Origin of the sequence: Leeia oryzae DSM 17879 (genome assembly GCF_000376945.1) — a bacterium.
GTDB lineage: Bacteria > Pseudomonadota > Gammaproteobacteria > Burkholderiales > Leeiaceae > Leeia > Leeia oryzae.
Genome location: NZ_AQXU01000022.1, coordinates 146,336 through 158,726, shown reverse-complemented (window position 1 = coordinate 158,726; position 12,391 = coordinate 146,336). Strand labels below are relative to the sequence as shown.

At 50.5% G+C, this 12,391-nt stretch carries 8 protein-coding genes and 1 tRNA gene; 7 read left to right on the top strand and 2 right to left on the bottom strand.

Annotated features, from left to right (window positions below; genetic code table 11):
• Nucleotides 1-203 precede the first annotated feature (203 nt).
• The 5 genes from F552_RS0109480 to mltG all read left to right on the top strand — a co-directional run bounded on the left by F552_RS0109480 (nucleotide 204) and on the right by mltG (nucleotide 6,480).
• Complete coding sequence (locus tag F552_RS0109480) at nucleotides 204-1,754, top strand: ABC1 kinase family protein (RefSeq protein WP_245546675.1); 1,551 nt, start codon at nucleotides 204-206, stop codon at nucleotides 1,752-1,754.
• 133 nt (nucleotides 1,755-1,887) lie between these two features.
• A tRNA-Asn gene (locus F552_RS0109470) sits at nucleotides 1,888-1,963 on the top strand.
• A gap of 128 nt (nucleotides 1,964-2,091) precedes the next feature.
• The gene (gene map / locus F552_RS0109465; protein ID WP_018151500.1) at nucleotides 2,092-2,898 is read left to right on the top strand and encodes a type I methionyl aminopeptidase; all 807 of its coding nucleotides are present in this window, start codon (nucleotides 2,092-2,094) and stop codon (nucleotides 2,896-2,898) included.
• 19 nt (nucleotides 2,899-2,917) lie between these two features.
• Nucleotides 2,918-5,491, top strand: a complete 2,574-nt coding sequence (locus F552_RS0109460) for a [protein-PII] uridylyltransferase (RefSeq protein WP_018151499.1) — start codon at nucleotides 2,918-2,920, stop codon at nucleotides 5,489-5,491.
• Nucleotides 5,488-6,480: an endolytic transglycosylase MltG gene (gene mltG, locus F552_RS0109455; RefSeq protein WP_018151498.1), complete on the top strand. Its 993-nt coding sequence runs from the start codon at nucleotides 5,488-5,490 to the stop codon at nucleotides 6,478-6,480. The genes F552_RS0109460 and mltG overlap by 4 nt, the downstream gene beginning before the upstream one ends.
• A gap of 332 nt (nucleotides 6,481-6,812) precedes the next feature.
• On the opposite strand, the gene F552_RS18985 is transcribed toward mltG, so the two are convergent.
• A complete protein-coding gene (locus F552_RS18985) occupies nucleotides 6,813-8,255 on the bottom strand; it encodes a TolC family outer membrane protein (protein WP_018151497.1) in 1,443 nt (480 codons plus the stop codon).
• Between the two features lie 178 nt (nucleotides 8,256-8,433).
• Between F552_RS18985 and F552_RS0109445 the strand changes: the two genes are divergently transcribed.
• Together F552_RS0109445 and F552_RS0109440 are read left to right on the top strand one after the other, a co-directional pair.
• A complete protein-coding gene (locus F552_RS0109445) occupies nucleotides 8,434-9,129 on the top strand; it encodes a transglutaminase-like cysteine peptidase (RefSeq protein WP_083917466.1) in 696 nt (231 codons plus the stop codon).
• A gap of 8 nt (nucleotides 9,130-9,137) precedes the next feature.
• Nucleotides 9,138-11,063: a bifunctional diguanylate cyclase/phosphodiesterase gene (locus tag F552_RS0109440; RefSeq protein WP_026182566.1), complete on the top strand. Its 1,926-nt coding sequence runs from the start codon at nucleotides 9,138-9,140 to the stop codon at nucleotides 11,061-11,063.
• A 132-nt stretch (nucleotides 11,064-11,195) separates the two neighbouring features.
• Here the strand turns inward: F552_RS0109440 and F552_RS0109435 are convergent, their stop codons facing one another.
• Nucleotides 11,196-12,326: a branched-chain amino acid ABC transporter substrate-binding protein gene (locus F552_RS0109435; RefSeq protein ID WP_018151494.1), complete on the bottom strand. Its 1,131-nt coding sequence runs from the start codon at nucleotides 12,324-12,326 to the stop codon at nucleotides 11,196-11,198.
• Nucleotides 12,327-12,391: the final 65 nt, after the last annotated feature.

Sequence of the window (12,391 nt, the reverse complement as noted above, 5' to 3'; positions counted from 1 at the left end):
GACCGCAAAAGTTTCTTGGAACAGGAATTTGCCGTAGAAGTTCCATTCTTATGCCATACTGTTAACTGAATCAACGTCAGGGTATGTTCATGCTGCGTGAGACACTAAGCGCGATGCGCGACCTTCCCCGCCTAAGGGAAGTCAGCACAATTCTCATCCGTTACGGAATGGGTGACTTTCTAAGAAAACTGGGAGTCACTTCCTTGCTCGAACGTGCAGGCCAGATTCTGCACATCCCCACAAAAACAGAAGAAGAGCTTGTCGAAGCACCGGTTCGCTTACGGCGCGCCCTGGAAGAGCTTGGCCCCACTTTTGTCAAACTGGGGCAGGTACTGGCCACCCGCGCCGATGTGTTCGGCATGGACTGGATCATCGAGTTTGAGAAACTGCAGAGTCATGTTCCGCCAGTTCCTTATGAAAAACTGAAACCAGAACTCACCAAAGCCTTTGGCGCCCCGCCTGAAGAGGTATTCAGCGAGTTCAATCCAGACCCTATCGGCTCCGGTTCCATTGCACAGGTACACCTTGCCCGTCTGCAGGATGGCACACCTGTGGTGGTCAAGGTCCGGCGCCCGAACATTCGCCCCAAAATCGATGCCGATCTGAGAATCCTGGGCTATCTGGCTCAGCTCATTGAACTGGAGTTTCCCGAAACCCGACGCTATCGGCCACAGCAGATTGTGGAGCAATTTGCCAAGTCCCTGCGCAGAGAACTGGACCTTGCTGCCGAAGCCCGCAACATGGAGCGATTCTCCAAAAACTTCACACATGACAATACTATCAATGTACCTGCTGTTTATTGGTCGCTTACCAGTGAAACCGTCAATGTCCAAGAACTGATCCAGGGCATCCCTGGGAATAAGATTGCAGAAATCGAAATCAATGGTTTGAGTCGTCAGGTGCTTGCCTCACGCGGAGCAGATGCGGTACTGAAAATGATTCTGATCGATGGCTATTTTCACGCCGACCCGCATCCGGGCAACGTCTTCTATTTGCCGGATAACCAGATTGCCTTTATCGACTTTGGCATGGTTGGCTGGCTATCCAAAACCCGGCGCGACCAGGTCGTCAACCTGCTGGCGTCTCTGGCAGGGCGTGACGCCTATGCCATTGCAGATGTATTGCAAGAATGGGTTGATGGCGGTGGGGTAGATGATGATCAGCTGGCTGCGGATATCAACGAATTCATCTTTAACTATGAGCATATTGCGCTCAAGGATATTCGCATTACCGCGCTGCTAAACGACATTATCACCATCATGCGCGAGCACGGCATTGCACTTCCTGCCGACATGACTCTGCTATTTAAGGCGCTCATCACGTTAGAAGGCCTTGGCAGGCAGCTTGACCCGGACTTCAGGATGGTGGAACACCTGACGCCTTACGTCAAACAAGTGATTCTGGAGCGCTACAGGCCAGAAGCATTATGGCAAAAAGGCAAACATGGCCTGAGAGAAACCATCAACCTGCTGTCCGGACTGCCGAAAGACGTGGCACGGCTTTTGAAGGATGTCCGCCGTGGCAATGTCAAAATTGACCTTGATCTGAAAAGGCTGGACAGCTTTGGACACCAGCTGGATAAAAGTGCCAACCGACTTACCCTCGGCATTGTTACTGCAGCACTGATCATCGGCTCATCCATTGCCATGACGGTACCGGGAGGCCCGAAAACACTCGGTTTTCTGGCGTTCATCATGGCGGTACTCAACAGCATGTGGATCATCTTTTCCATCTGGCGTTCCGGGAAGCACTAGGCAAACGGATGCCAACTGAGCTTTATGCCCAAAAAATAGGCATTTATGCGACCCTACAAGGTTTGAAACACATTTTTTTCACCAAGGGGCTTGATCTTAAGTCGTAACATCTTTATTATCTTGCTTCTCTTGTTCCCTGATAGCTCAGTCGGTAGAGCGACGGACTGTTAATCCGCAGGTCCCTGGTTCGAGCCCAGGTCGGGGAGCCACCAAACACTACGCCACAAATAAAACCCTTTCTCATCTGCTCTCTTCGTGGCAAACTCTCAGGTATACGGTCATTTGTCATTCGACCTGCTGTTCTCGTGCTAACTACTATACGGCTTGAATACATCTTATGGGCATTACCCTAAAAAACGAATTTGATATTGAAAAAATGCGTATTGCAGGCCGATTGGCTGCAGAGGTTCTGGATTACATAACACCGTTTGTTGTACCGGGTGTCACAACAGAAGAACTTGACCGCCTTTGCCATGACTACATGGTAAATGTACAAAATACCATCCCTGCCCCGCTCAACTACGCGCCGGGCGGGCATACGCCCTACCCGAAATCCATTTGCACTTCCATCAACCATCAGGTGTGTCACGGCGTACCCGGCCCCAAAGTGCTGAAAAACGGTGATATTGTCAATCTGGACATTACCGTGATTAAAGATGGTTACCACGGCGATACCAGCCGCATGTTCATGCTAGGCACCCCGTCCGTCCTTGCGAAGCGTCTGTGTGAAATCACCTATGAAAGCATGTGGATCGGTATCGACAAAGTCAAACCGGGTGCCACCCTGGGCGACATTGGCGCAGCCATCCAGAAATTTGCAGAAGGTCATGGATTCTCTGTTGTGCGCGAGTTCTGCGGCCATGGCATTGGCAAGAAATTCCACGAAGACCCTCAAGTCTTGCATTATGGCAAAGCGGGTACCGGTGTTGTGCTCGAAGCTGGTATGATTTTTACCATTGAACCCATGATCAATGCGGGTAAAAAAGAAATCAAATCCCTGAACGATGGCTGGACCATCGTTACCAAAGACCATAGCTTGTCAGCACAATGGGAACACACCATTCTGGTGACACCTACCGGCTATGAAATTCTGACGCAATCTGAAGGCACCCCCCCTCCTCCAGGTTTTATCAAAGCAGCCTGACCTCGGGGTATACGCCACCATGCCAGAGAATGTGCTACCGCTTGAAACGGCCGGGTTGCGTGACTGGTTACGCCAGTCACGCCTCTCACTTCGAGAGAAGTTTCAGCCCAACGAGAAACCTCAAGAGGTACTGGAAGCACATAGCGAACTGATTGACGCGTTGCTGGGCGAACTCTGGCACAGGGGCGGTTTTTCTGACGATACGCTACTGGTGGCTGTGGGTGGCTATGGCCGTGGACAGCTTTATCCATACTCTGATATTGACCTGCTGATTCTGGTGCCATCCGCACTGGAAGAAGCGGATGCCAACCGGATTGAGCAATTTGTCCATCTGCTATGGGATATCGGCCTGGAAGTCGGTCATAGCGTTCGTACCGAACAAGAATGCCTGGACGAAGCTGCGGTTGATATCACCATTCAGACCAGCCTGTCCGAAGCAAGGCTGTTAGAAGGCAGCAAATCACGCTTCACCCGATTCCTCGACATACAAAAAACACATTTTGATGCAAAAGGCTTCTTTGAAGCCAAGCTACTGGAGCAGCAGCAACGGCACGCGCGGTACTTTGGTGTTTCTAACAACCTTGAGCCCAATGTCAAAGAGAGTCCGGGAGGCCTGAGAGACCTGCATGTGCTGACTTGGGTTGCGCACGCTTGTGGCTTCGGTGATAACTGGGATCAACTGGCCAAGGCAGGGCTCATCTCGCCCGTTGAGGTACGGTTATTAAAACGTGCTGAGCGTGTGTTGCAGGCAATCCGTATCGCACTGCATGAAACGGCGAACCGGCGGGAAGACCGCTTGATCTTTGACCTGCAAAACACACTGGCCAAACGCTTCGGGCTGGAAGATCACCCCAAAAGACGTGCCTCAGAACAATTGATGCAAGCGTACTACCGTGCAGCCCGCACGGTACGCCAGCTGAACCAGATGCTGCTTCAAAGCCTGAAAAGTCATATTTTCACGCCCCATACCGTAGAAAGCCTGGCGATCAACGCCCGCTTTGCAGTATCTGAAAACATGCTGACCCTAAGAGACCCCAATCTTTTTGACCAGCAGCCCAATGCCATTCTGGAAGCGTTTTACCTGTACCAGATCCATCCAGAACTGCAAGGATGGTCCAGTGAACTGTTACGTGCCTTGTGGCACGCCAGGGGCAAGATCAACCACGGGTTCCGGCGTGATCCGCTAAACAGGGAACAGTTCATCGAAATCATGGCAGCACCACGCGGTCAGACTACCGTCTTGCGCCAAATGAACCAGTTAGGCATCCTGGGGAAATACATTCCTGCATTTGGTCGTATTGTTGGTCAGATGCAGCATGACCTGTTTCACGTGTACACGGTGGACGAACACATTCTGATGGTCGTCAGGAACCTGCGCAGGTTTGCAATTCCCGACTTTAACCATGAATATCCGTTTTGCAGCCGGTTGATGCTGGACTTTGAACAGCCAGAAGTACTTTATGTAGCCGGTTTGTTTCATGACATTGCCAAAGGCCGAGGGGGAGACCACTCCCAGCTGGGCAAGAGTGATGCATACCGCTTTGCCAAGCAGCATGGTTTGTCCGAAGAAGATTGCGACCTTGCATCCTGGCTGGTTGAACACCACCTGACCATGTCCCAGATTGCACAGAAGCAAGATACTACCGATCCTGAAGTGGTTGCAGCTTTTGCACGTATGGTCGCAACCGAGCGGCGTCTGACCGCCCTGTATTTGCTGACCGTGGCAGATATTCGTGGCACCAGTCCCAAGGTCTGGAACGGCTGGAAAGGCAAACTGCTGGAAGACCTTTTCCAGACGGCCAGACGCCGGCTCGGTAACGATGAAGATACGGTTCCAAACTACATCGAGGAACGACAGCAGGAAGCACTGGGGCTGATTCGCCTGTATGCGATTGATGATGAAAAGCCGCAGAAGCTGTGGTCGCAACTGAATACGGTTTATTTCTTGCGCCATGATGCCCAGGAAATTGCCTGGCACGCACGTACCCTGTTTTTCCGGACAGAAACGCCAACCCCCGTCGTCAAGGTCAGACTGGATAATAGCGGTGAAGGCCTGCAGGTCATGATCTATATGCCTGATCAGCAGGATCTCTTTGCCCGCATTTGTGCCCAGTTCGAGAAAAGCCGCTTCAACATTGTGAACGCCAAGATTTTTACCACCAAACACGGGTATGCGCTTGATACGTTCAGGGTATTGCCACCAGAAGAAACGGTTGAACATTATCGTGATCTGATCAGCCTGCTGGAATACGACCTGACCAAGACACTGACCGAGCAGACACCGGTCAAACCACCTTCCGCCGGCAGGTTGAGTCGTGCTCTTCGACACTTCCCGATTGAGCCTCAGGTACACATCCGCCCGGATGACAGAGGCAACTACTATGTCATGAGTGTTATCGCGGGTGACCGGCCAGGCCTGTTGTCCCGGTTGGCCGCCCTGTTGGCCAGTTACCACGTCAGCGTCTATTCCGCCAGAATTGCCACGCTCGGTGAGCGTGTTGAAGATACGTTCCTGATTGCCGGTGGCGCACTTGGCGATGCTAAAACCATGCTCAACCTTGAGAGCGACCTGTTAGAGGTATTACGCGGATGAGTCGTTTGTTAAGCCGACTGGCAGCCATTCTGGTTCTGGTTGCAGTCATTATGGGTATTAGCACCTACACCTATCTCACGACACCGCTAGAGATAGACACCAAAACATCGGAATTCACCATTACTGCCGGGAGTAGCGTACGGAGCATCTCCGAGCAGCTCACCCAGCAAGGCATCTTGCCGGATGCATGGCGCTTTACCCTCCTCGTTCGTCTTAGCGGACAATCCAAACAGATTAAAGCAGGTAGCTATGCCCTGAGCACTGCCCCTTCCCCCTTGCAATTACTGGAAAAGCTGACTAGCGGTGATGTGACCGAATCCAGCATTACGCTGATTGAAGGCTGGACACTGTCGCAAATTCTTCAGTCAATTCAAAAGCATCCAGACCTGCAAAATGATCTGGGCGATCTGGCACCCGGCCACCTGGCATCGATATTAGGTATTCCAGCAGAGGTGAATGCAGAGGGAATTTTCTTTCCTGATACATACCACTTTGCCAAAGGGAGCAAAGCCTCCAGTGTATTAAAACGTGCCTACGGTGAAATGCAAAAGCTGCTACAGCAAGAATGGTCAGCCAAAGCGGATAATCTACCCGTCAAGACACCTTATGAAGCGCTAACGCTCGCTTCTCTCATTGAGAAAGAAACAGGCGTTGCCAGTGACCGCCCCATGATTTCAGCCGTATTCAACAACCGGCTCAAGATTGGCATGAGGTTGCAAACGGATCCTAGCGTCATTTACGGCCTGGGCAGCCAGTTTAATGGCAACCTGACCAAAGCACATCTGCAAACTGACACACCTTACAATACCTATACCCGTGCCGGCTTGCCACCTTCCCCGATTGCGATTCCGAGCCTGGAATCCATTCATGCGGCGTTACATCCGGCCGACAGCAAGGCTTTGTATTTTGTGGCAAGAGGTGATGGCAGCTCTGTCTTTTCAGATACCCTGGAGGCGCATAACAGAGCGGTTGCGAAGTATCAGCGATAACAAAACCTCCTAATGACTCAATGCAGCAGCTCAACAACAAAGCTCTGTCAGTAAATGTCCAGACGATAGGTGAATAGCGGTAATCCTGTTGCATCATTTGTATCTGGCCAGAGGGCTCAAACCGCTTTAGCGGATGAATAATTGGTTACCCCATTCATTTATAAGTATTTAATATATCCGTCCTAATAACTGACAAACAATTCAGTTATTTACCGACATAAAAAAACCGCGCATGTAATGCGCGGTTTTTTTATGTCGTCTGCACTTCACTTGCCCGATACAGAAACACCATCTAAGTACCGGGTAAGGCTAGTACATGATGACTTCAGCCATTAGCTGCCATCAGCAGAGGTTGAGGCAGTATATTTTGGCACAGCTACTGAATTGGTATCAATAGAACCCGGTGCTGGCATCATGTCGCCACATGTCGCACGATCATCATCATTTGAAGCATCTTTGCCCAGTTCGTCAGGAGCGGCACGGTCAACCGGGGTCAGATTAAGTGCTGGTACCAATGCGCTGTTAGTCGCCAGAACACGGGCCTGGGCCAGCTGATAATCAAACTCGGCATTGGACAGCGCGCGACGTGCATCAAACAGTTCGTTCTCGGTATCCAGCAAGTCCAGCAAGGTACGCTGTCCGATATCAAACTGTTTGCGGTAGGCATCACGTGCTTTCTCTGTAGAGAGTTGATGCTGTTCCAGATAGTTAAGCTGCTCTTTCAGTTTTGACACATCATTCCAGGCAATGGACACGGTCTGGCGGATGTCACGACAAGCTTTGTCACGCAGATCCAGCGTGGTGTTTACACGTTCAGCAAACTGGCGTGCGCGTGCAGAGTCACCGCCACCATTGAACAGGTTGTAGTTCAATACCAGCTCAACCACGCTGCGTTTGTGAGCGCCGGAAACACCATCTGTGTTGTGATACAACTCGCGGCTGGCACGGAACTCCAGCGTCGGCAAGTTATTGGCTTTTCTGACCTCCAGATCCGCACGTGCAGCACGAATATTGGCAACTGCAGACAGGAAAGCCGGGTTTTTGTTCAGTGCAGTTTGCAGCACGTCATCGGCTTTTGGCAATTTCTCGGTCAGAGAGGACGCATCGGCAAGATTGTCTGCAGGCAGTTCACCGACCAAGCGCTGGAAACGTGCAGTCACGTCATGCAGGTTGGAGGCATCGGTCAGCCAGTTAGATTCGGCCAATGCCATACGGCCTGACGCTTGTTCCAAGTCAACACGACGGCCAACACCAGCTTTTACACGGTCTTCAATCTGGCCAAAAATGCCTTTATGAATGGCGTAGTTGTCTTTTGCAAGCTCAACCAGCTTTCTGTAACGCAATACGTCAAGATAAGCGCGAGTCACTTCCAGAACGGTATCATCAGTTGTGGATAGCAGGTCATAATATTTAGCCAGCTTGACGTAACCCAGCTGCTTAACCTGATTTGGCGTAAACAGGCCATCAAAAATCATTTGGCGCAGTGTAATGGTTCCGCCATTGCGATTATAGGAAGTTGCTGGCGTAGTCGGGGTTTCCAGATGCTCACGCCCGGTAGACAGGGTCAAATCGACTTTAGGAAAGTAGCCGCTTCTGGCAACACCTTGCTCTTCAACAGAAGCGCTATAGTCATGCCATTTGGCCAGCACTTCAGGATTGTTCAGTACAGCTGCCTCTGCGGCTTCTTTCAGGCTGGAGACAGGTTTTGCATTTACAGAGTATGAACCAAGTGCCAGCAATAACATGGCAAATGATAAGGGCTTCATTTTAAACATTTGTTTATCTCCCATTGCATGATTAAAAAGCACGCGTGGCAATTTGAAGTTTTATAGGCAATAATACATTATACTGATCATACCAATATCATTTGTCAATTTTTGTGAACTGAATTTGTACACAATTTGAAGCAAATAAAATGAAAAGAAATTCTTAATTTCAAAGCGCCAATTTGATATGTCCTTCGACATCAAACCCAGTGGCCTGTTAGCAAACAGGCTATTAAAAGCGGGCTCGGCAATAGTGTTAATACTATTGACGGTTAGTCTTGCATTCGGGTTTGACTTTGATCGTTTGCAAAAAACCCTGATACAGAAATTTGGCGCATCGAATGTCCGGTTACTGCAAGACTGGAAGACATTGCTGAATGACACCAAAACTGTGCCAGAACCTGACAAGCTAAAACAGATCAATGAGTTCTTTAACCGGAAAATTACATTTAGCGATGATCAGGTCGTCTGGGGGAAAGCCGACTATTGGGCGACCCCTCTGGAAATTATAGGCAAGGATGCCGGAGACTGCGAAGATTTTGTGATTGCAAAATATTTTAGTCTCAAAGAGATCGGAGTTCCGATCCAAAAACTGAGACTGACTTATGTACGGGCCAAAATAGGTGGGCCAAGCAGTACCATCACTCAGGCGCACATGGTACTGGCTTATTATGCGACGCCAGAATCTGAACCGCTGGTTCTGGATAATCTGATTTCTGACATTCGCCCTGCAAGCCGCAGGCCTGACCTGGCACCTATCTTCAGTTTTAACAGTGATGGTATCTGGGCAGCAGGTTCAACTGCCCCGGCATCCAATTCGGTTGACAGGTTGTCACGCTGGAAAGATCTGCTACTGCGCATGCAGGCAGAAGGTTTTGATTAGGAGGTACTATGTCGCTGTTCAGACAGATATGGCTCACTGTAATGTTGTCGGCACTGATTGCCTTTGCTGGCAGTTTCGTGGTGAGTATCGTCACGGCCAAGGGTTATCTTGAGCAACAGTTGTTTACCCAAAGCACAGACAGTGCGGCTTCACTTGCGCTGTCCATGTCCCAACAAAAGAAAGACCTGGCCACCAGTGAACTGATGGTCAGCGCACTGTTTGACAATGGGCACTTTAGCCTGATCCGCTATACGGACACAAAAGGCAAGGTCATTGTTGAGCGGATCAACACGACACCGCCTGACAAAGTACCGGAATGGTTTGTCAGCCTGTTTCCGATTGTGACCAGTCCGGCCACTGCACAGGTGTCTGATGGCTGGATGCAGGCCGGCACAGTCACCATCGTGGCCCACACCCGCTTTGCCTATCAGTCGCTATGGGAAGGCTCCATCAAGCTGTTTGCCTGGATTCTGGCCGCCGGTTGCTTTAGTGGCATTCTGGGTTCAGTGGTGATCCGGAGAATCCGCAAGCCCATGGCCAGTGTGGTGGATCAAGCCAATGGCATTTGCGAATACCGCTTTGTAACGATAGACGAACCCAAAACACCTGAACTGCGCAGTCTGGCAAAAGCCATGAATGCCATGGTGCTCAGGGTAAAAGCCATGTTGCAGGAACAGGCTGCACGTATCCAGCAACTGCGTAACGAAGTCAGTCAGGACGCCCTGACGTCACTAGCCAATAAAAACCACTTTGATAACCGTCTGATCAGCGCGCTGAACGATGATGATGTGCCGGACAGTGGCATGTTGCTTCTGGTTCGCCTGTTTGACCTGGCGACAACCAACCAGCAGTTGGGACGTACCAAAACAGATGAACTGATCAAGCGTGTGGGGCAAAAGATCCAGTCTGCAACCGGAGCTGGCAATAACTACATTACTGCACGCCTGACGGGCCCGGATTTCGCCATTTTGCTGCCAGGCACAACCGAGCAGGAGGGCATGGCACTGGCCAGCCAGTTGATCAAATCGCTCGAAGAACTGTATCGGCAAGGCTTTGCACCACAATCGAATGTAGCCCATCTGGGTGCAACCATTTACGCACATGAGCAAACGCCAGAAAGCCTGTGGGCACGGACAGAAACCGCACTTGCCAAAGCAAAAGATATTGGCGAGAACAGTGCCTTCCTGGAGAAAGTGGCCATTGCCGATAGCTCTGAAGCAGGAAAAGACTGGGTTAAAGATATTCTGGATGGCTTGAAAACCCATCGTTTTGCCACGGCATCTTTCCCTGTGGTGGATATTGAGGGACATGCCTTGCATCAGGAACTGATGTTGCGGCTGAAGGACAAAGACACCAGCCAGCTTTGGGCAGCAGGTACGTTCATGCCACATGCCAGCCGTGCCGGCCTGATTCCTCAGCTGGATCTGGAAACAGTACGTCTTGGCATCTCCATGCTGGAGCAACAGCATGGGGCGGTTGCCATCAATATTGCAGCTGAATCCATTCTCCAGCCAGATTTCTGTGATCAGTTGCTTGTGCTATTGAACCAGAATGCCAGATTGGTCAAGCAATTATGGTTTGAAGTCAATACGTTAGGCTACCAGAGCGAATTGCAGGCGCTTGCCAATCTGAGCAGCAAAATCCGTCCGCTGGGATGCAAGCTGGGGATTGAACACTTTGGCCGGCATTTCAACAGTATTCCGATGCTCCACGAGATAGGTCTGGACTACCTGAAAGTGGATGGCAGCTTTATTCGCAATATCGATCAGCACGCCGGTAACCAGAACTTGCTGAAAGCCATCTGTGTCATTGCCAAGAGCGTGGGTATTGCTACCATTGCAGAACGTGTCGAAACCCAGTCTGAATGGCTCATGCTGAAGTCTCTGGGCATGGATGGTTTGACAGGGCCGATTGTGACAACCCGGCAATCCTGATGGCAGATGTATGCACACCTAACCGGATCTCCACCCGCCACCGCGGGTGAAAATACAAACAAATGGGGCCGGAAAATCCGGCCCCATTTGTTATTCAGGCAAGAGGGAGATTACGCTCCCTCGCAACACTGATTACTTAACAGTTACTACGTCCCACTTGCCACCTTTTACATTGTAAATGGTAACAGGTGCATTTTTAGGTTCGCCGTTTGCATCAAACTGGAACGTACCTGAAACGCCTTTGTAAGAAATCTTTTGCAGTGCTGGCAGGTATTTTGCTGGCTCAACACTGTTAGCTTTCTTCATGGCTTCTGCAACCAGGTAGACGGCATCGTAGAACTGCGGTGCAAACAGAACGATGTCTTGTTTGTACTTGTCTTTGTATTTCTTCTCGAATGCAGGGCCGCCTGGCTGTTTGTCTACTGGCGCACCAGCAACAGCTGCAAAGTGACCTTCAGCAGGCTTGCCACCGGCCAGTTCAATGAACTTGTCGGTATTCAGCATATCGCCACCCATGATCTTGGCGTTCATGCCCAAGGCTTGCATTTGCTTGGCCATTGGTGCGGCTTGTGCATCTGCACCACCGTAGAACAATACTTCAGGCTTGTTGCCTTTGATAGAGGTCAGGATAGAAGTAAAGTCTGTAGATTTGTCAGTGGTGAATTCGTGACGAGCAACTTTACCGCCGTTGGCTTTAACAGCTTTTTCGAATTCGTCTGCCAGGCCCTGGCCGTAAGCGGTACGGTCGTCAACAACGACAATGCTCTTGGCTTTCAGGGTTTTAACAGCGAACTCACCCAGAATTTTACCCAGGAAAGCATCGTTACCAACCAGACGGAATGCAGACTTGAAGCCTTGCTTCAGGTATTGCGGGTTGGTAGCAACAGCCAGCTCAGGAATACCTGCATCAGCGTACAGTTTGGAAGCAGGAATGGTCACGCCAGAGTTAAAGTGACCAATGATGGCGTTAACTTTCTGGTCAACCAGTTTCTGTGCAACCTGAGTACCGGTACGTGGGTCAGCCTGGTCATCTTCTGCCAGTACTTCGAATTTTACTTTTTGACCACCGATTACCAGACCTTTAGCATTCAATTCGTCAACAGCCAGTTGAACACCGTTCAGGTTGTCTTTGCCGTAGTGAGCTTGTGGGCCAGTCAATGGAGAACCAAAGCCCAGTTTAACTACGGTATCCGCTAGCGTCAGTCCACATGAACCAGCCATTGCTACGGCGATCAGGGACAATGCGAGTTTATTGCTTTTCATACTGTTTTTTCTCCTCAAACACCCCGAAAACGGGAAGCCGGCATATCTGGGGCGATATATGCCTC